21 protein-coding genes are annotated in these 17,840 nt (G+C 69.7%); all 21 read left to right on the top strand.

Annotated features, from left to right (window positions below; translation table 11 throughout):
- Positions 1-51 precede the first annotated feature (51 nt).
- The 21 genes from ACIBTS_RS09165 to ACIBTS_RS09065 all read left to right on the top strand — a co-directional run bounded on the left by ACIBTS_RS09165 (position 52) and on the right by ACIBTS_RS09065 (position 17,826).
- Complete coding sequence (locus ACIBTS_RS09165; RefSeq protein WP_399317819.1) at positions 52-537, top strand: hypothetical protein; 486 nt, start codon at positions 52-54, stop codon at positions 535-537.
- Positions 538-668: 131 nt separating this feature from the next.
- Positions 669-908: a hypothetical protein gene (locus ACIBTS_RS09160; RefSeq protein WP_399317817.1), complete on the top strand. Its 240-nt coding sequence runs from the start codon at positions 669-671 to the stop codon at positions 906-908.
- 44 nt (positions 909-952) lie between these two features.
- Entirely contained in the window at positions 953-1,429 is a 477-nt protein-coding gene (locus ACIBTS_RS09155; RefSeq protein WP_399317815.1) for a hypothetical protein, read from the top strand.
- 69 nt (positions 1,430-1,498) lie between these two features.
- Positions 1,499-1,771, top strand: coding sequence for a hypothetical protein (locus ACIBTS_RS09150; protein WP_399317813.1), 273 nt, complete (start codon positions 1,499-1,501; stop codon positions 1,769-1,771).
- A gap of 44 nt (positions 1,772-1,815) precedes the next feature.
- Complete coding sequence (locus ACIBTS_RS09145) at positions 1,816-2,223, top strand: hypothetical protein (RefSeq protein ID WP_399317811.1); 408 nt, start codon at positions 1,816-1,818, stop codon at positions 2,221-2,223.
- Positions 2,224-2,390: 167 nt separating this feature from the next.
- The gene (locus tag ACIBTS_RS09140; protein WP_399317809.1) at positions 2,391-2,651 is read left to right on the top strand and encodes a hypothetical protein; all 261 of its coding nucleotides are present in this window, start codon (positions 2,391-2,393) and stop codon (positions 2,649-2,651) included.
- 96 nt (positions 2,652-2,747) lie between these two features.
- The gene (locus ACIBTS_RS09135) at positions 2,748-3,305 is read left to right on the top strand and encodes a hypothetical protein (protein WP_399317808.1); all 558 of its coding nucleotides are present in this window, start codon (positions 2,748-2,750) and stop codon (positions 3,303-3,305) included.
- Positions 3,306-3,349: 44 nt separating this feature from the next.
- Positions 3,350-4,372: an NAD-dependent epimerase/dehydratase family protein gene (locus ACIBTS_RS09130; RefSeq protein ID WP_399317806.1), complete on the top strand. Its 1,023-nt coding sequence runs from the start codon at positions 3,350-3,352 to the stop codon at positions 4,370-4,372.
- Entirely contained in the window at positions 4,369-5,046 is a 678-nt protein-coding gene (locus tag ACIBTS_RS09125) for a glycosyltransferase family 2 protein (RefSeq protein ID WP_399317804.1), read from the top strand. The genes ACIBTS_RS09130 and ACIBTS_RS09125 overlap by 4 nt, the downstream gene beginning before the upstream one ends.
- Positions 5,046-5,555: a class I SAM-dependent methyltransferase gene (locus ACIBTS_RS09120; protein WP_399317802.1), complete on the top strand. Its 510-nt coding sequence runs from the start codon at positions 5,046-5,048 to the stop codon at positions 5,553-5,555. The genes ACIBTS_RS09125 and ACIBTS_RS09120 overlap by 1 nt, the downstream gene beginning before the upstream one ends.
- Positions 5,548-6,210, top strand: a complete 663-nt coding sequence (locus tag ACIBTS_RS09115) for a glycosyltransferase domain-containing protein (protein WP_399317799.1) — start codon at positions 5,548-5,550, stop codon at positions 6,208-6,210. The genes ACIBTS_RS09120 and ACIBTS_RS09115 overlap by 8 nt, the downstream gene beginning before the upstream one ends.
- Positions 6,210-6,503: a hypothetical protein gene (locus ACIBTS_RS09110; RefSeq protein WP_399317797.1), complete on the top strand. Its 294-nt coding sequence runs from the start codon at positions 6,210-6,212 to the stop codon at positions 6,501-6,503. The genes ACIBTS_RS09115 and ACIBTS_RS09110 overlap by 1 nt, the downstream gene beginning before the upstream one ends.
- Positions 6,503-6,943, top strand: a complete 441-nt coding sequence (locus ACIBTS_RS09105) for a methyltransferase domain-containing protein (protein ID WP_399317795.1) — start codon at positions 6,503-6,505, stop codon at positions 6,941-6,943. Before ACIBTS_RS09110 ends, ACIBTS_RS09105 begins: the two co-directional genes overlap by 1 nt.
- Complete coding sequence (locus ACIBTS_RS09100) at positions 6,940-7,131, top strand: hypothetical protein (protein ID WP_399317793.1); 192 nt, start codon at positions 6,940-6,942, stop codon at positions 7,129-7,131. Before ACIBTS_RS09105 ends, ACIBTS_RS09100 begins: the two co-directional genes overlap by 4 nt.
- Entirely contained in the window at positions 7,128-7,754 is a 627-nt protein-coding gene (locus tag ACIBTS_RS09095) for a glycosyltransferase family 2 protein (RefSeq protein WP_399317791.1), read from the top strand. The genes ACIBTS_RS09100 and ACIBTS_RS09095 overlap by 4 nt, the downstream gene beginning before the upstream one ends.
- Before the next feature lie 266 nt (positions 7,755-8,020).
- Entirely contained in the window at positions 8,021-9,439 is a 1,419-nt protein-coding gene (locus ACIBTS_RS09090) for a terminase large subunit domain-containing protein (RefSeq protein ID WP_399317789.1), read from the top strand.
- 5 nt (positions 9,440-9,444) lie between these two features.
- The gene (locus ACIBTS_RS09085; RefSeq protein ID WP_399317787.1) at positions 9,445-9,873 is read left to right on the top strand and encodes a DUF1360 domain-containing protein; all 429 of its coding nucleotides are present in this window, start codon (positions 9,445-9,447) and stop codon (positions 9,871-9,873) included.
- A 191-nt stretch (positions 9,874-10,064) separates the two neighbouring features.
- Positions 10,065-11,843 (top strand): hypothetical protein, encoded by a 1,779-nt coding sequence (locus ACIBTS_RS09080; RefSeq protein WP_399317785.1) that lies wholly within the window; start codon positions 10,065-10,067, stop codon positions 11,841-11,843.
- Positions 11,818-14,952: a hypothetical protein gene (locus tag ACIBTS_RS09075; protein WP_399317783.1), complete on the top strand. Its 3,135-nt coding sequence runs from the start codon at positions 11,818-11,820 to the stop codon at positions 14,950-14,952. The genes ACIBTS_RS09080 and ACIBTS_RS09075 overlap by 26 nt, the downstream gene beginning before the upstream one ends.
- 193 nt (positions 14,953-15,145) lie before the next feature.
- Complete coding sequence (locus tag ACIBTS_RS09070; RefSeq protein ID WP_399317782.1) at positions 15,146-16,903, top strand: major capsid protein; 1,758 nt, start codon at positions 15,146-15,148, stop codon at positions 16,901-16,903.
- A 41-nt stretch (positions 16,904-16,944) separates the two neighbouring features.
- On the top strand, positions 16,945-17,826 hold the full coding sequence (locus ACIBTS_RS09065; RefSeq protein ID WP_399317780.1) for a hypothetical protein: 882 nt from the start codon (positions 16,945-16,947) through the stop codon (positions 17,824-17,826).
- Positions 17,827-17,840 lie beyond the last annotated feature (14 nt).

The following is a 17,840-nucleotide window of genomic DNA, read 5'->3' as shown; positions in this document are numbered from 1 at the left end:
TTCACGGCGCCCCAGACGACCCACATCAGCACCACCCGCAAGGAGAACCAGATGGACGCCACGGCCGACAACGACTACGCCACCTGCCCCCGCTGCAAGTGGGCGGGCAAGCTCCGCAAGAACGGCACCATGCGCAAGCACCGCGAGTCCGTCGACATGGGGCGCTTCACCATGTCGGGTGGCCTGCCGCAGCAGCCGCACGGCGACATCTGCGAGGGCTCCGGCGAGAAGCCGTGGGAGCCCGGCCTCCCGGAGGGCTACGAACTGCCGAAGCAGAACGAGCACGGCGGCTGGGAGCGCGGCGAGGCCAAGCCGAACGACGCCAAGGACGTTCCGCAGACCTCTGTCCCGGTCTTCTGCGGGGCGTGCGGCGAGACGTTCACCGCCCGCGCCGCACTCGACGCCCACCAGTTGGAGACCGGACACGAGATGGACCAGCCCGACCATCCGCTGAAGGAAGACCCCGGCCCGAGCCTCGACGACTACGCGAAGGCAAGCCGGATCATCCAGAGCCTCATCCCGGGCGTCCGCCGGTAGCACCCCGCCCGGCTCTTCGGGGCCGGGCCCCGTCACCGTCCTCTACCCCGTCGACTGCCCCGCCGTCGCCCGCGTCCAGCTGCTCGCCGACGCTCTGGCTGCCTAGCCTCAACCCGAAACGGAGACCCGCCATGGCCAAACACTTCGTGGACTGCCTCACGATGCAGTGGTACGCGCTGCCCACCACCCCGTGCACCTGCCCTCCGTGGGTAGGACTCGACCCGGACGGCTGGTACCGCCTCGACTGTTCCGACCCTGCCGATCCCCGGATCGTCGAGTACGGCGACGAGGACCGCGACGACGAGGCGCCGCTGACTCTGGACGAAGCGATCCAGGAACTCCTGGCCCTGGAGCAGGACGACCCCGCCTGAGTGCGGCCCGCACACCACCCAGACCCAACGAACGGAGCACCATCGTGGACTTCAACACCGCCCTCAACAGCGTGATCGCCGACCTCACCCCCCAGCCCTGGGACTACACCGCAGCCGACGGGGCGACCCTCACCGTCATCCCCGCCGGCCTCCGCGAGGACCCGGGTGCAGCGGAGGTGTACCTGCGGGTCACCAGGGACAAGACGCACGCCGCGCAGGCTGCGATCACCACGACGGACCTGCCCGCCCTGATCGCCGCGCTGAGCGAGCCGGTGACCGGCCCGTGGGAGCACGAGCCGCACTACCCCGACGGCACCGAGAAGGGCCGCATCGGGACGTGGCTCGGCGACATGTACGGCCTCGCCCTCAACCCTATGCAGGACGGGTTCACCCTCACGGCGATCGAGGAGACCGACGCCGGCGTCGTGGCCGCGTCGATCACCCTTCCGGAGGCGCAGCGCCTGCCGCTCGCGTCCGCCCTGCGCCGGGCGTTGGACGTCGCCCGCAGCTGGGAGGACTGACCCGCTGCCGCCCGGGCCAGTATCGGCGCGGGCGGCCCCCACCCGCCGCCATCAACGAAAGGACCCCGCGTGTACCGCATCGCCATCGTCCGCAAAGGCCAGCCCGCCGACCGCCGCACCTGCACCACCCTGGGAGAACTCCAAGAAGTCGTCCGCGAAGTCATCCGCGCAGACGGCGGCACCATCACGGACGCCGACGACACCGCACTCGCTTGGATGGCCCGCGACGCCTACACGATGGCCGCCGACGAAGGGTTCGCCGCGATCGAACTCGGCGCAGCGTCGATCACCATCCGGCCCGGCCCGGCACCCACCCCGACCTTCCCCGGCGGGGGCTTCTAACCGCACCCGCCCCGCCACCACCAACCCGCGAGAGGATCCACCCCATGCGTCTCCGCCAGGCCCACGCCATCCTCGAAGCCGTCACCGCTCTCGAAGCGTGCGGGTTGGGCTTCGAACTCCACCCCCTCCACCATGATTTCCCCGGCAACCGCCGAGATCTCACCCGGGACCGGATGAGCGGCTACACCGAGATCGACGACGTGGACGACCCGGAAGGCAGCAACCCCCGCGCCTACAACGTCGACCTCCAGCCCGGCCCGGACGACGACCACATCGAGGCCTACCTCACCCTCGGACTCGGCCCCGACCCGGAATGCCTGCTCTACAGCAAGTACAGCGTCGCCCTCGACCCCGGCGAAGACGAACGCTTCCGGGGACTCGTCGGCGCAGCCATCGCCCAGAAGATCGCCGACACCGTCCGCAAACACGAACAGGGCCTCCGCCGCGACTGACCCTGCCGTACCGCAGAGAGCCCGACCCCGAAGCCACCACGGGGACGGGCCCTCACGCATGCCCGCGTACACCCGATCCGGTCACAGCCCCGTCACAACCCCAACAACCCGCATACGCCAGGCTTACGCTCCCCGCCACCACAACCCGCACCAACAGGGGGCACAGCATGGCGAACTACAGCGACATCCAAAAAGCCGTCCGTGTCGAAAAACTCCGCATCTGGTTCGCCTGGATCTGCGGCAACTTCATCCTCCTGGCCATCGCCCTCGCCACGAAGGACATCCACATCGTCAGCGCCATCACCCAAGTGCTACTGGTGGCCGGCTTCCTCGCCCTCACCGTTGCGCTCTTCCGGATGACCGGTGCCCTCAACCGTCGTGCCGAAGCAGCACGACAGGAAGTCCTCGGCGACGACTACCCCGGCTGACCCCCACACGCGCAGAGGGCCCGCTTCGCCACCAGAAGCGGGCCCCCACGCATGCGCCGGAAGATCACCACCCGTCATCCAGGCCACAATCCCCTCATGACCGTCTACCCGGCGCGATGCCCCGCCCGCAACCTCAACGGCCGCATGTGCTCCAACCCCGCCGGCCAAGGCACCAAACACCCGGGAATCGGTACCTGCATCTGGCACCGGGGCGGCCAGCAGCACGTCGAGGAGGCATGGGCCATGGCACAGGAGATCGCAGCCGAACGCGACATCACCCCGCACGAAGCACTGCTCGGGCTCGTGCGCACAGCGTCGGCGCGGGCCGCGTGGACGGACACGGTCATCGCCAGCCGCATGCGTGAACACGTCGACAACGGCGGCGACCCCCTCAATCCACCGGACGACATCACACCGTGGCTGCGCCAGTCCCGCGAGGAACGCAAACTTGCCGCCGCCACCGCCAAACAAGCCGTCGACGCAGGCGTCATGGCCGCACTTGAACGCCGCCTCGACCTCGAAGGCGAACTGGTGGCGACTGTCCTCGGCGGAGTCCTCGACTCCCTCAACCTCGACCACGAACAGCGCATGGCCGCACTCGGCACGGCGCAGCAGCTGCTCCTCGAAGCAGGGGGAGAAGCGACGGCAGCCTGAAACCCCGGAACGATCTTCCCGAGGGCGTGTCTACCGTCCCCGCCATGAGACTGCTGCTCACCGGGGCGTCCGGGTTCGTCGGCTCCACCGTCCTCACCCACGTCCTCACTCACACCAACTGGGACGTGTCGTGTCCGGTCTCCTACCGGCACCACGGCGACGGCGAACGCATCAGCGCCGTCCTCGACACGCTGCCCGGCGTCCGCAGTCGGGTCGACGTCTTCGCCCACGACCTGGCGCTGCCGATCACACCGCTGATGGCCGAACGCATCGGCCCGGTCGACTACATCTGGAACATCGCCTCCGAGTCCCACGTCGACCGCAGCCTCACCGACCCGGTGCCGTTCGTGCGGAACAACGTCGAGCTGCAGCTGAACATGCTGGAGTACGCCCGTCTGGCGAAGCCGCGGATGTTCCTGCAGATGTCGACCGACGAGGTGTTCGGGCCTGCGGGCGCCGACTATCGGCATCACGAGTGGGACAGCATCCGCCCTTCCAACCCGTACGCGGCGTCGAAGGCGGCGCAGGAGGCGATCGCCTATTCGTACTGGCGTGGGCTGGGCGTTCCGCTGCTGGTGACGAACACGATGAACCTCCTCGCCCCGTCCCCGCAGGCGGCGGAGAAGTTCATCCCGAAGATCGCCCGCGCCATCTTCGGCGGGGAGAAGCTCACCGTCCACGCCTCCCCGGACGGCAAGTCGGGGTCGCGCTGCTGGGTCGACGCCCGCGATTTCGCCGCCGCCTGGCTGTGGCTCACCGAGCACTTCGACGGCGACGAACGCCTCACCTACTACCCGACCATGCCGACCGGCCCGCTCCGCTACAACATCGTAGGCGAGGAGGCCACCAACCTCGACGTGGCCCTGCGCATGGCGCAGGCGGCCGGCCGCAGCCTGGATTACGAGTTGGTGGACTACCACTCACAGAGGCCGGGACATGACCACCGGTACGCCCTGGACGGTTCGAAGCTCGCCGAACTCGGCTGGCCGGGTCCGCGGCCGTTGGATGAGACGCTCGGCGACATCGTGAAGTGGTACGCCGACAACCCGCAGTGGCTCGCAGCGTGAGCGGCATCTTCCAGGCGGCGGTCATCCCGACGCGGAACCGTCATGACCTGCTCGCGGACTGCATCAACTCGGTGGTAGACCAGGTCGACACGGTCATCGTCATCGACAACCAGTCGAACCCGCCCATCGACCCTGAGCCGTGGCACGGCAAAGTCGGCGTCGTCTCGCTGCCCATCGACCCTCCGAACATCAGCACCTTGTGGAACGTCGGGCTGTCCCTCGCGGATGCCCAGGCGCACCGCGCCGAGGCGCATCAGTGGGACATCGCCGTCCTCAACTCCGACGTTGTCGTACCACTCGGCTGGGTCGAGGCGCTGTCGACGGCGATGCGCTCCACGACCGCGGTCCTCGCCTACCCCGACCAGCACGGCGGCACCCGGCAGGTCCTCCACACGCAGGCCGGGCCGATCGACCTCCGCCAGCGGATCACCGGCTACGCGTACATGCTGCGCGGCGAGACCGGCCTGCGCCTCGACGAGGACCTCGCCTGGTGGTACGGCGACGACGACCTCGACTGGACGGCTCGCGAGCATGGCGGCGCGCTCCTCGTCCCCGGCATCCCTGTCGAGCATCGCTGCCCGAACGGGTCGATGTACGAGCGGCCCGAGCTGCAGGCACAGGCTGGCCGGGACCGCGAGACCTTCGCGGCGAAGTGGGGGCGCACGCCATGGTGATGGAACGCATCCCCGCCAGTTCCTGGCACGAACACCGCGGCCACGTCGCCCGCTACCAGTACGCCGCGAAGTGCGTGCGGGACGGGGAAACCGTCAACGACATCGCCTGCGGTACCGGCTACGGCGCCACCCTCTTGCTGCGCGGCCCGTACCGCGGCTACGACAGGCCCGGCATCCCCGACCCGTCTTTCCCCGGTAGCTTTCACGCGGCAGACCTCGACGACCCTTCCTGGGTGCCAGACATGGCGGACGTGACGGTGTGCTTCGAGACGCTGGAGCATGTTCAGGACCCGGCGCGCCTTGCGCAAGTGATCGCCGCGGCCACCCGACGGGCGGTCATCGTCTCGGTGCCGGTCGTGCCGACCACGCACCTGAACCCGCATCACCTGCACGACTTCACCGCAGCGGACATCCCGCCGCTGTTCCCCGCCTTCGAGGTCGTCGACGAGTGGGCGCAGCCAGAGGAGTTCTCCCACGTGTGGCTGCTGGAACGGGCGCACCGTGGCTGACGTTGCGATTATCACGGCGATCACCGACGGCTACGACGCGCTGAAGCCCGTTCTCCCGCAGGCCGGCCTCGACGTGGAGTGGATCTGCGTCACCGATGGCGAGCCCCTCCCGGACGCCGACGCTACGACCGGGTGGACGATGATCTGCCAGCCGCGCCACGGCCGCCACGGCAACCGGGAAGCGAAGCGGCCGAAGCTGCGTCCGTGGGAGTACACGGCCGCCCCGGCGAGCATCTGGGTGGACGCATCGTTCCGGGTCGTCTCCGACCGGTTCGCCGCCGAAGCCCTCGCCTACGCGGATCCGATCGCCCAGTTCGCTCACCCGTGGCGCGACTGCCTGTACGAGGAGGCCGCCCACTCCGCGCTCCTGCCGAAGTACACCGGCGAGCCGATCATCGAGCAGGGCGCCCACTATCGGGCGGCCGGACACCCGGAGCACTGGGGGCTGTGGGCGGCTGGCGTCATCGCCCGACGGCACACCCGCGAGGTGCGCGCGCTGGGGGACGTGTGGGGGCGCGAGATCAACGCGTGGTCGTTTCAGGACCAGATCTCCGAGCCGTATGCGCTGCGCGCGGTCGGGTTGCAGCCTGCGTCGTTGCCGGGCTCGCACATGGCGAACGGCTGGCTGAAGTACGAGGGAAGTGGAAGGCACTGATGAGCGAGCAGACACCGAGTGTGGGCCGGATCGTCCACTACGTCAGCCACGGGACGCCCGTTCGGGAGGACGGCACGCAGGCCTTCACGGCCAAGTGCCGCGCGGCCACCGTCACGGAGGTCAACATCGAGGAGCCGCTACAGGTCGGGCTGTGCGTCCAAAACCCGACCGGCCTCTTCTTCCACCCGCTCGCCGAGGGTGGATGCTTCCAATACGAGGCGGAGGGAGGCAGTTGTTCCCTTCCTTCCGGTGAGCGGCGCGGCGGTACGTGGCACTGGCCGGAGCGTGTGTGATGACCAGCATCGAGATTGGTGGCGGTCACCTCGTCCAAGCCGGGTGGACCAACCTCGACGCGTGGAACGGCCACGGCGAATGGCGCAGGCTCGCGCAGGACACCCCGTGGCCCACAGCCGACGACAGCGTGGACGCGATCCGGGCCGCGCACGTCATGGAGCACATCCCCGCCGGAGAGCCCCGTCTCGCCGTGATGAACGAGGCACACCGAGTCCTGCGCCCGGGCGGCGTGTTCGAGATCCGCGTGCCGAACTGCCTGTCGGGGACGTGGCACGCTTTCGCCGATCCGACGCACGTGTCGTTCTGGTGTGTCGAGAGCTTCCACTACTTCGACGGCCTGTTCGCGGCGAACGCCGACTACGGCATCCGGCCGTGGACCACCATCGAGCTGCGGGTCCAGGGCGACAACGAGATTCTCTGGAAGGGCACCCCGCGGTGAGCGCCCGTGAAGCCCTGTACTGGGCCCTGTGGGACAACTACACCCAGGCCCAGAAGAACGAGTTCATAGACGCCTTCGTGCACGAACTCGCCGAGATGCAGCGCGACGAACGCCCGCAGCACAACCCGGACTGGCAGGCCTGGGGCGACGCCGCTGACCTGATCGATCCCCTGAAGGACGCGCCGTGAAGCCGGGCGTGACCGTGGTCGTTCCGTTCCACGAGCAGCGGCGCACCAACGGCATGCTCGAACGCGCCGCCGCCTCCGTGCGGGCGCAGACCGTCCCCGTGGAGTTGGTCCTCGCCGAGGACATCCACCACATGGGCGCCGCGATCACCCGGCATCACGGGCTCGCCCTCGTCGAAACCGAGTGGACCGCTTTCCTCGACAGCGACGACGAACTGGACCCTGACCACATCGAACAACTCGTCGCCTGCGCCGAGGACACTGGCGCCGACTACGTGTACCCGTGGTTCCGCGTCCACGGAGGCACCGACCCGTTCCCCATGTTCTACGGCCGCCCGTGGGACGACGACGCCCCCCACCAGACCACCATCACCATCCTCGTCCGCACCGGCCTCGCCCAGCACATCGGATTCCACAACCCACCCGAAGACAGCACCATCGGCGGCCAGCGCGGCGGCGAAGACTGGCACTTCACATTGGGCTGCCTCGCCGCCGGAGCCCGCATCGTCCACCTGCCCCGCAGGTCCTGGACGTGGCACCATCACGGAATGAACTCCAGCGGCCATCCCACCTGGGGCGACGCCCGCACCCCCACACCCGCCCGAGCACGCCGGGGGATCCGGTGAGCCACCGCCACTACTGCCCCGACCAGGCCACCTGCGCCGACCGCGACCCGTGCTGCCTGTTCACCGAAGGCGACTGCCTCTGCGACTACGCCAACCAGTGCCGCGGTGCCAGACCGCCCGCATACGTCGTCGTCCCCGGTGTCGGTGTCGTGGAAGCTCCTCGCGGGGATCCGCTCGTTCGTCAGCCTCGCCAGCAGCCCCGCCGGAAGAAGCCCCGCGCTCAGCGCCGGAGCAGTCACGCCCGCTGAGCAGTCACAATCCGGACCATGACCACCGAGGACCGGGCCCACATCGCGCAACGCGCCGCCGCCCTCCTCGCTGCCCAGATGAAACCCCGCTGGCAGCCACAACCCCACCAGATCCCCCCCGACGGGAACTGGACAGGCTGGCTCCTCATGGCCGGCCGTGGTGCGGGCAAGTCGAAAGCCTGCGCCGAGTACGTTCGCCAGCACGTCAACGGGCCGCCATGCCTTCCCGGGCCCGTCCCGCACTGGATTGCGATCATCGCCCCGACCCTCGGGGACGGCGTCACCTCCATGTACGAAGGCCCCGGCGGCATCCGCAACGCCGACCCCGGAGCCCGGCTCGTGCAGGCCCCGGGCGGCACCGTCATCCGCTGGCCCAACGGATCGCAGGCCAAGCTGTACGGCTCGCACACCCCAGAAGACGTCGAGCGGCTTCGAGCCGGTGGCAACTCGTGCCTCGCCGTGTTGGAGGAGTTCGCGACGTGGCGGTACATGGAGCAGACCTACGACCAGCTCCGCTTCGGCCTGCGCTCCGGGCCGCGCCCGCACTGGATCGCAGCCACCACGCCGAAGCCGCGCCCGCTGCTGAAACGCATGCTGTCCGGGGACATCGCGGGCATCGTGCACACGCACGCCACGATGTACGACAACCCGCACCTCGAACAGACCGTCAAGGACGCCCTGGAGGACACCTACGCGGGAACCGACATCGGCGCGCAGGAACTCCACGGCCGCCTCATCGACGAGGTAGCCGAAGCGCTGTGGACGCGCGCCACGCTGGAAGAGACCCGGGTGCGGGCCGACGCGGTGCCGGAACTGGCGCGGATTTCGGTCGGCGTCGACCCATCGGGGGGCGCTGGGGAACAGGGCATCATCGTGGTCGGGAAGTCCGGGCTTCTGCTGCCGAACGCATTGCCGGGGCGGTCGACGGATCCCGAAGACGCACTCCTTGTGCGCGCTCATGCGCAAGAACGGCCACAGCACCACGGCTTCGTCCTGGACGACCGGTCGTGCCGTCTGTCGCCGGATCAGTGGGGGCGGCGGGCGGTGCAGGCTGCGATCGACTGGGAGGCTGATGAGATCGTGGCTGAGACGAACTACGGCGGGGCCATGTGTGTGGCCACCCTGCGCACGGCGGCCGAGGCGCTCGGCGTGGACATTCCCATCCGCACGGTGACCGCGACGCGCGGCAAGGTCGTTCGCGCGCAGCCGGTCGCCGCGCTCGGCGCGCAAGGTCGCTGGCATATGGCCGGGGTGTTCTCCGAGCTGGAGGACCAGTTGGCCACTTGGTATCCGGAGTTGGGTTGGTCGCCGGACCGGTTGGACGCGATGGTGTGGCCGGCCTGGCAGATGAAGCTGGTCGGTACGGCGGCGCGCGGTCAGGGGTCGTTGGGTGGTGATCTGGCCAGAAAGCAGATCGTTGGCGGGCGGCTACGGTGATCGGCATGGAGACATGGCTGCTGCTGCTCGTGATGTCACTGGCGACGTACCGCCTGACGCGGCTCGTCGTCGAGGACGTGTTCCCGCCGGTGCTGTGGCTGCGGGACCGGCTCGTGGGCGGCTGGCGGCCGCTCACGCGGAAGGAGTCGGAGACGAACCGGCTCCCGGTCTTGGAGGAGGGCCAGTCGGCCACGGTGGCGGGTCTCGGTGGTGTGACGGTGATCGACGGTGTGACGAATCGGTACGTGGAGCGGACGCGCTGGGTGCCGTACTGGTTGGGGGATCTGCTGTCGTGCCCGTGGTGTGCGTCGGGCTGGGTGGCGCTCGTGGTGACGGCCGGGACGTGGGCCACCGTCGGTGTGCCGGTGCCGCTGTTGGTGTGGCCTGCGGTGTGGGCGGTGGGTGCGCTGCTGGCGGCGCAGGAGTGGGCGTGACGCCGGAACACGGTCCGGCTGCGGGCTCGTAGCATCGGTGGTGCAGGCCGGGCCCTTCCGGGGTTCGGGGTGATGGGTGGTCGCAGAGGGCTGTTCGCAGTGGGCATTGCGGGCGGCCCTCACCCACGCCCGGAATGATCTTCCCCGGGCTGCTCCTACCCTCCCTCGCAGACCGCGAGCAGGGAGAACCGATGGCCTGGTACCACGCCTTCACCCGGCGCACCCCCCTGCCCACATCCACCACACCCACCGCCCCGGAACCTGCCGCGCTCACCGCCGCAGCCGCGCCCGTCACCAGCCCCCGCACCGAACTCATCCGCAACACCGACGCCTGGCAAGAAGAAGTCTGGGGCTACCACGACACCCTCGGCGAGTTCCGGTACGCCGTCGACTGGGAAGCCAAAATGCTGTCCCGCGTCCGCCTCTACGCCGCGAAGCTGGAGCCCGGCCAAGACGAACCCGCCCGCGCCGACGCCGGAACCGCCGTCGACCTCATGACCGCCATGGCCGGAGGCGTCGCCGGGCAGGCCGTCATCATGGACGGCCTCGGCACACAGCTTTCGGTACCGGGCGAGGGCTACGTCATCGTCGAGAACATCAACGGCGTCGAGCAGTGGTCGGTGCGCTCCACGGATGAAGTGCGGGTCGCCCGGGGCCGGTACGAGGTCATCGACGAGAACGCCGTCAACGGCGGCAACGCGTGGCGTCCGCTTGCACCCGACTCCCTACGCCCCCTCAGGGTGTGGCGGCCGAACAAGCGCTACCACCACATCGCCGACAGCCCCGCCCGCGCCGCACGCTCCACCATGCGCGAACTGGAACTCGTCAACCGGCACATCGTCGCCCAGTACCTGTCCCGCCTCGCGTCCGCCGGTGTGGCGATCTTCCCCGACGAGGTCACCTTCCCCACCAGGGAAGAGTTCGCCGACGCCCCGGATCCGTTCATGGCCGAGTGGATCGAGAACGCCAAGACCGCCATCAGCGAGCCAGGCACTGCTTCTGGTGTGGTGCCGATGCCGATCCGGGTTCCGGGCGAGTACGTCGACAAGATCAGGCATCTCGACTTCACCCTGAAAATCGACGAGAAGATCATCGAAAAGCGCGAGTCCGCGATCAAACGCCTCGCGACCCAGCTGAACATACCGCCCGAAGTCCTCCTCGGCATGGGCGACCTCAACCACTGGAACGCGTGGGCCGTCGACGAGACCAGCCTCAAAGTCAACATTGCCCCCGACGCCGAACTCATCGCCCAAGCCCTCACCGCCGGCTATCTCCAGCCACGGTTGCGGGCCTCCGGTGTGGAGGACTGGGCGAACTGGGTCGTCTGGTACGACATGTCGGAGCTCACCCTGCGCCCCGACCGCTCCGACGACGCCGTCCTGCTCTACGACCGGCTGGAAATCAACGGCGCGGCACTGCGTCGCGAGACCGGGTTCAGCGAAGCGGACAAGCCGAGCGACGAGGAGCTGAAGGAGCAGGGCCTGAAGGTCATCATCAAGACCTTCCCCACCGCCGCCCCCGGGGCACTCTCCAAACTCACCGGCGACCAGATCACCATCGACAGCCCCGCACAGGGTGGCGAACCAGCCGCTCCCCAGTTGCAGCCGCAGCCTCGGCCCGAGGACCGCAGCCCACCCAACCCGGACATCGCACGCCAAGCCGCAGCAGACGCCCGCGCCGAGCGCTTGGTGAGGCAGTCGCAGACCCTGCATGCCGTCCGCTTCGCGACCGGCCGGCCGCCGGAGTTGCTGCACCCGGGGCTGTGCTCGCAGCACGCGTACTCCTGTCCGTTCACGCATGCCGCGCTGAAGCTCCACAGCCTGCCCCGGCCGGGAACGTCCGGAGTGTATGAGGCCCGGTTGGATGCGTTCGGCCGGTTCACGATCGGCCAGCATTCCCCGCTGCTGGACGTCAGCGGCTTCTTCTCGACGACTCGGAGCACCAATGGGTTCGCTCACAGCAGCCGCTGACGGCTCGCACCTGTCGGGCGCGATGATCGCCCTGATGCCGACGCCGGAGGATGCGGAGCGGCTGGCGATCGAGGGCGGCGAGGCAGCAGATCAGCTGCATCTGACGCTGTACTTCCTCGGCGACGACGGCACGGCCTTCAGCGAGGAAGCCCAGCGCAGCATCGTCCAAGCGGTCACCGACGTACTGCCCCACTACGTCAGCGGACCCGTGACGGCCAAGGTCTTCGGCGCTGCGCACTGGAACGGCAACAGCGACAGCCCGAGTTGGGTGTGGTCGGTCGGAGACGACCCGGCCACCCCGCGCACCCTGGGCATGCTGCACGGGGCGATCGGCATGGCGCTGGAGGAGGGGCTCGCCGAGGGCGTCGACCATCCCGAACTGCCGGAGCAGCACACGCCCTGGGTGCCGCATATCTGTGCCGCGTACTCCGACGAGCTGGACCTCATCATCCCCATGGAGGAGCGGCTCGGCCCGGTCGTCTTCGACCGCATCCGGGTGGCGTTCGCCGGGGACCACACCGACATCCCCCTTGGCCAGCCCGTCACGGCGGGAGCCGGGGAAGCGCCGCCGCTGCGGATCGAGGTGGAGACGAACCGGGGCGGGAAGCTCGCGCTTGACGCCATCCGTTCCGTGCTCGGCCGCCACCTTCGCATCCCGCACCAAGTGACGGAACGGCTCCGTACCGAGCCAGTGACCGCGGCGGCCGACGGCCCTCGGCTGGCCGAAGCCCGGCTGCAGTACGGCGAGTACGTCATGTCCAGCGAAGCCGTCCGGGCCGCAGCAGGCAGCATCCTCCGCCGTCAGCCCACCGAGCTGGAGCTCGCCTCCCGCGTCGACTTCGCAGAGATGGACAAGGCGTGGCACAAGGCCGTCGACGCCACCGTCGAAGCCTGGGCCGACATCCAGGACGCGCAGCGCAAGCAGATCACCGCCGCCGTACAAGCCGCGGCTGAAGCCGACGACCTCGACCGGCTCGACTCCTTCACCGTGGACACGGGGGACGCCGAACGCCTGCTGATCGCCCGGATGATCGCCTACGCGCGGCAGGCAGGCGAGCAGCAGCAGGCCGAAGCCGAAGCGCAGGGCGTCACCGTGCCCGACTGGTCACTGGACGACGAGGCGATCACCGCCGCCGCGATCCGGGACCGGCTACGCCAGTTCGGCCGGTCCGCCGCCCGGATGCTCGGCGCAGGCCTGGTGCAGTCCGCGGTCCGGCAGGCGATGCGCGTGTGGGGCTCCGGTACGGCCGGCCAGGTGGCCGCGCAGGTCGACGAGCACCTCACCGGGCTGTCTGGTGCGCAGGTTGAGGAGCAGGTGGGTGCGGCGATGACGGCCGCGCAGAACGAGGGCCGTATGGCCGTCCTCGCGGTCGCGCCCCCGGCCACGTACACGGCGAGTGAGGCGCTAGATCGCAACAGCTGTAAACCCTGTCGCGACATCGACGGCACCCAGTACACCGACTTGGCCGTGGCCCGTACCGCGTACCCGACGGGCGGCTACACCGGCTGCCTCGGCGGCTCCCGCTGCCGGGGGACGCTCGTCACCGTGTGGCCGCAGGAGCAGCGGCAGAGCGCAGCCGGAATGATCTTGGCTGCGAGCGCGGCCACAATGCCGCCGAACAACCACGAAGGAGGCGGCACCGTGCCGTACAGCATCGTGCAAGACCACCCGGACTGCGGTGCCGATACGCCGTGGGCCGTCGTCCAAACCGACACCAGCGAACTCATGGGCTGCCACCCCACCGAAGCCTCGGCCGGCGAGCAGCTCGCCGCCCTCAACGCTGAGGAGACCGAGGAGCAGCCCGCGGACGACGGCGACGAGAGCATGGACTACGGCGGCCAGACCGCCCCATGGGAAGGGCCCCTCGCCGTCGAGGGCATCGTCACCGGCGACGGCCGCGAGTTCGCCCCCGGATCCCTCACCTGGGCCGAACTCCCCGTCCCTCTGCGCTGGAACATCGAGGACTCCCACGGCGGCGAGGCCCGCACCAAGGCCGTCAACGTCGGCCGCATCGACAAGGTGTGGCGCGACGGCGACAAGATCATGGGGTCGGGTGTCCTCGATCTCTCCGACGACAACGGGCGCCGCGCCCACGCCAAGATCGAAGGCAAGTTCCTGCGCGGCGTCAGCATCGACGCCGACAGCATCGGTGAAGCCGACGTCGAATTCGTGTGGCCCGAAGACGTCAACGCGGGCACCGGCGAAGGCGAAGGCGAAGACCTATTCGAGATGCTCTTCGCCCAGCCCGAAAAGGTCATCTACCACGGCGGCCGCATCCGTGCCGCAACCCTCGTCGACATCCCCGCCTTCGCCGAGGCCTACATCGCCCTCCTCGACGAAGCCGGCGCCATCGTGGCCGGCGGCCAGCCGGTCACCGAGGCCGAACTGGGCACCCTTCAGGAAGCCGAGCGCGCGGCCCAGCGGCTCGCTCCGGTTACCGCCGCGGGCGTTGAGGTGTTCCGGCCGCCCGTCGACTGGTTCTCCGACCCCAAGCTGTCGCTGCCGACGCCGATCACGGTGACCGACGACGGCCGGATCTACGGGCACGCCGCGCAGTGGGGCTCCTGCCACATCGGCCAGGACGACGTGTGCGTGCAGCCGCCGCACGAGGACGCGCACCCGTACTACCGCACCGGCGAGGTGGCGTGCGCGGACGGGTCGCGGGTCGCGGTCGGGCAGATCACCGTCGGTACTGGGCATGCGCCGCTGCACTACGGGGCGACACCGGCGGCCGAGCACTACGACAACACGGGCGCGGCTGTCGCGGATGTGGCGGTCGGCAACGATGCGCACGGCATCTGGGTCGCCGGGTGCGTGCGCCCGGGCGCGGACCCGCTGAAGGTGTACGAACTCCAGGCCGCCGGGCAGGTGTCCGGGGACTGGCGGCGGATCGGCGGCCAACTCCGGCTGGTGGGGCTGCTGGCCGTCAACGTGCCTGGCTTCCCCGTTCCGAAGATGCGGGCCCGGGTCGCGAGCGGGGAGCCGCAGGCGCTGGTTGCGGCGGGCCGGCCGACGGTTGCGTGGGGCCGTTCACAGTCCGAGTTGGAGCAGGATGCGGTGCGGATCGTGATGCGGATGCTGTCTCGTCGAGTCCACCCGGGGAGGTGAAAGGGAATGTGCAGCTGCAATAAGAGGCGTCGTCCGGCACCCCCGCCGCCGCCCCCTCCGAGCATCTGACCTTTAGGTTTAGCGGTCCGGTGAAGGTATTTGACCTTTGCCGGACCGTGTGCTATGCGCTAACCTCCGGCAAAGAGGCGCCAACTCATCGGGCGCATAACACCCTTCCGCAACGGAGGAAGCAGTGGCCGACGAACTGTTCAGCGCCCCATCCGATCTCACCCTCTCCAGCGACACCGACCTCGCCGAACTCGAAACGCGAGCCGTCGCCGAGTTCAACCGCGTCAACGAACTCGACAGCGTCGAACCCGACACCCTCGCCTACGCGATGCGCCTCACCGACGACCTCGACCGCATCCGCGGCGAACTCCGCGTCCGCGAGGTCCGCGCCGAGCAGCAGGCCGCACTCCAGCAGTCCCGCGTCGCCGAGCAGCTCTCCCAGCTCCAGGCCCGCGTCAACGGCACCCCCGCCGCACAGGCCGCCGCCGAACCGGCCCCCGCCGTCGACGTCGAGGCCATCGCCGCCGCCGCCGCCCGAGGCGTCACCGCCGGCATGGTCGCCCTCATGGGCGAGCGCCGCAACGGCCTCGACCCGCAGGCCCTCGCCCGCCGCGCCACCGCCTCGCTGTCCGAGACCGCGCAGCACGCGCCCGCGCCGCAGGTCCCGACCCAGCGGCTCGCCGTCACCGCCTCGGTGGACATCCCCGGCGTCGCCCGCGGTGAAGGCCTCACCAGCCTGGCCGCGCTCGCCGACGTGACCGCCCGCAAGGCCAAGTCCATGCCGGTCACGCAGGGCCAGCCCAGCGAGCAGCTCGTCGCCTCGGTTCGCAACGAGTTCTCCCACAGCGTCGACAACCGCACCACCCGCGGCGAGATGCGCGAACTCATCTCCTACCTCACCGGCCCCGACAAGCAGGCGGCCCTCGTCGCCGGTGGTGGCTGGTGCGCACCGTCGGAGCCCCGCTACGACTTCTTCAACATCGCCTGCGAGTCCGGCCTGATCGACCTGCCGACCTTCGGCGTCACCCGCGGCGGCATCCAGTTCCCCGTGAGCCCGTCCCTCGCCGACGCTCTCGGCGGGGGCACCGCCTTCGCCGGATTCGCACAGGGCACCTTCTCCAACACCTCCCAGCCGTGGCTGTGGACCGAGGCCGACGACATCGCCGCCGCCACCGGCTCCCCGACCAAGCCCTGCATGCGCGTTCCCTGCTCGGACATGGACGAGGAGCGCCTGGAGCTCTACGGCTACTGCCTCACCGCAGGCAACCTCACCGACGACGCGTGGCCGGAGGCGACGCAGAACACGCTGCGGCTGCTGATGTCCGCGCACGCACACATCATCAACGCCCGCCTCATCGCCCTCATGCTCGCCCGCTCCACCGCGGCGACCAGCATCACCGGCGGTGCCGCGACCGACGCCGCAGCCCCTCGCATCTACAACGCGGTCGGCCTCGCCGCGACCGACTACCGGGCCCGCTACGGCATGTGCATCGACGACGTCCTCGAAGTCGTCCTCCCGTACTGGGCCCGAGACGTCATCCAGGCCGACCTCGCCTGGAAGGCCGGCGTCGAACTCGGCGACATCCCCCTCTCCGAGGTCAACCGGTACTTCACCGCCCGCAACATCGCCGTCCAGTGGGTCAACGACTGGCAGGTCCGCGGCGCATCACAGTTCGGCAACGCCACGAAGATGCAGGCGTGGCCGACCACGGTGGACTTCCTCATCTACGCGGCCGGCACGTTCATCCACGGCAACGGCATGACGCTCGACCTGGGCGTCATCCGCGACAGCGTGCTGAACGAGACCAACGACCACACGGCCGCCTGGTCGGAGGAGGCGCACCTCATCGCCAAGGTGGGCCACGAGTCCCGCCGGTACACGGTCGGCTTCAACGTCAACGGCAGCACCAGCGCGCTGCTGACCGGCACCGTCCGCGTCTGACCCTGACCGTGACACGAACTGAGGGAGAGGGGTGAGCGCCGATGGCCGCACGCCAACTCGTCGACCTACCGACGGTGTTCACCCCCCTGCCCTACGGGCTGTGGGACACCGTCCAGCACCCGCCCACCGACGGCCCGCACTGGCAGAACGGGGTCACCTGGCCCGAGCGCTGCCCGACCGGCGACACCACGTATGACGAGTGCCTCGCCGTCACCGGGACCGGGGGCCCTGTGCCGGAGCCGCCAGCGAAGACCGCGAACGTCGAGCAGGGCTTTCGTGGCGCGCTCCCGTTCACAATCTTCGCGGAGTTCGAGTGCTCGCCTGTCGGGATCGCTGAGGCCGAGTCGGTCGCGTCGGATGCGCTGGCCCGGGTCGAACAGGCGCAGGTCGAGGCCGCGTTCTGGACCGGCGTAGCGGGCGGGCAGAACGTCGTGTTCCCGCACCTGGCAGCGGACACGGAAGTCCTGGACGGGGACGTGGTCCTGCAGACGGTCGCCTCCCCCCTCGTCACCGGCGGGCAGGATGTCGCGCAGGCCCTCGGCGCGCTGGAGCAGGCGCTCGCCGACTGCTACTCCGGGCAGGGCCTCATCCACGTGCCCAGGTCAGCACTGCCGACGCTCGCCGCCTGGAACCTGGCCTCCGTCGTCGACGGACGCCTCGTCACCCCGGCCGGGAACCTCATCGTCGCCGGGACCGGCTACACCGGGAGCGCACCCGACGGCACCCCGGCGGCCGACGGCACGGCGTGGATCTACGCCACCGGCGCGGCGTGGGGATACCGGTCAGATCCGTACGTGTCCCGGCTGCGGGACTCCCTGGACCGGACCTCCAACACGATCCGAATGCTCGCCGAGCGCACCTACCTGATCGGCTTCGAGTGCTGCCATCTGGCCGCGCACATCACTCTGGGCGTGCCCACCTGATAGGGAGACAGAAC

The sequence above is a fragment of the Streptomyces sp. NPDC050121 genome (assembly GCF_044460385.1).
GTDB classification, from domain to species: Bacteria; Actinomycetota; Actinomycetes; order Streptomycetales; family Streptomycetaceae; genus Streptomyces; species Streptomyces soliscabiei.
The sequence above is the reverse complement of the archived record's forward strand: the minus strand, read 5'-3'. Positions and strand labels throughout refer to the sequence as shown.

Excerpts from the sequence above, each read along its gene's own strand:
- ACIBTS_RS09075 (WP_399317783.1), top strand. The coding sequence starts at position 11,818 with ATGGGTTCGCTCACAGCAGCCGCTGACGGCTCGCACCTGTCGGGCGCG.
- ACIBTS_RS09120 (WP_399317802.1), top strand. The coding sequence starts at position 5,046 with ATGGAACGCATCCCCGCCAGTTCCTGGCACGAACACCGCGGCCACGTC.
- ACIBTS_RS09085 (WP_399317787.1), top strand. The coding sequence starts at position 9,445 with ATGGAGACATGGCTGCTGCTGCTCGTGATGTCACTGGCGACGTACCGC.
- ACIBTS_RS09165 (WP_399317819.1), top strand. The coding sequence starts at position 52 with ATGGACGCCACGGCCGACAACGACTACGCCACCTGCCCCCGCTGCAAG.
- ACIBTS_RS09135 (WP_399317808.1), top strand. The coding sequence starts at position 2,748 with ATGACCGTCTACCCGGCGCGATGCCCCGCCCGCAACCTCAACGGCCGC.
- ACIBTS_RS09105 (WP_399317795.1), top strand. The coding sequence starts at position 6,503 with ATGACCAGCATCGAGATTGGTGGCGGTCACCTCGTCCAAGCCGGGTGG.
- ACIBTS_RS09065 (WP_399317780.1), top strand. The coding sequence starts at position 16,945 with ATGGCCGCACGCCAACTCGTCGACCTACCGACGGTGTTCACCCCCCTG.
- ACIBTS_RS09110 (WP_399317797.1), top strand. The coding sequence starts at position 6,210 with ATGAGCGAGCAGACACCGAGTGTGGGCCGGATCGTCCACTACGTCAGC.
- ACIBTS_RS09140 (WP_399317809.1), top strand. The coding sequence starts at position 2,391 with ATGGCGAACTACAGCGACATCCAAAAAGCCGTCCGTGTCGAAAAACTC.
- ACIBTS_RS09130 (WP_399317806.1), top strand. The coding sequence starts at position 3,350 with ATGAGACTGCTGCTCACCGGGGCGTCCGGGTTCGTCGGCTCCACCGTC.
- ACIBTS_RS09145 (WP_399317811.1), top strand. The coding sequence starts at position 1,816 with ATGCGTCTCCGCCAGGCCCACGCCATCCTCGAAGCCGTCACCGCTCTC.
- ACIBTS_RS09090 (WP_399317789.1), top strand. The coding sequence starts at position 8,021 with ATGACCACCGAGGACCGGGCCCACATCGCGCAACGCGCCGCCGCCCTC.
- ACIBTS_RS09080 (WP_399317785.1), top strand. The coding sequence starts at position 10,065 with ATGGCCTGGTACCACGCCTTCACCCGGCGCACCCCCCTGCCCACATCC.
- ACIBTS_RS09160 (WP_399317817.1), top strand. The coding sequence starts at position 669 with ATGGCCAAACACTTCGTGGACTGCCTCACGATGCAGTGGTACGCGCTG.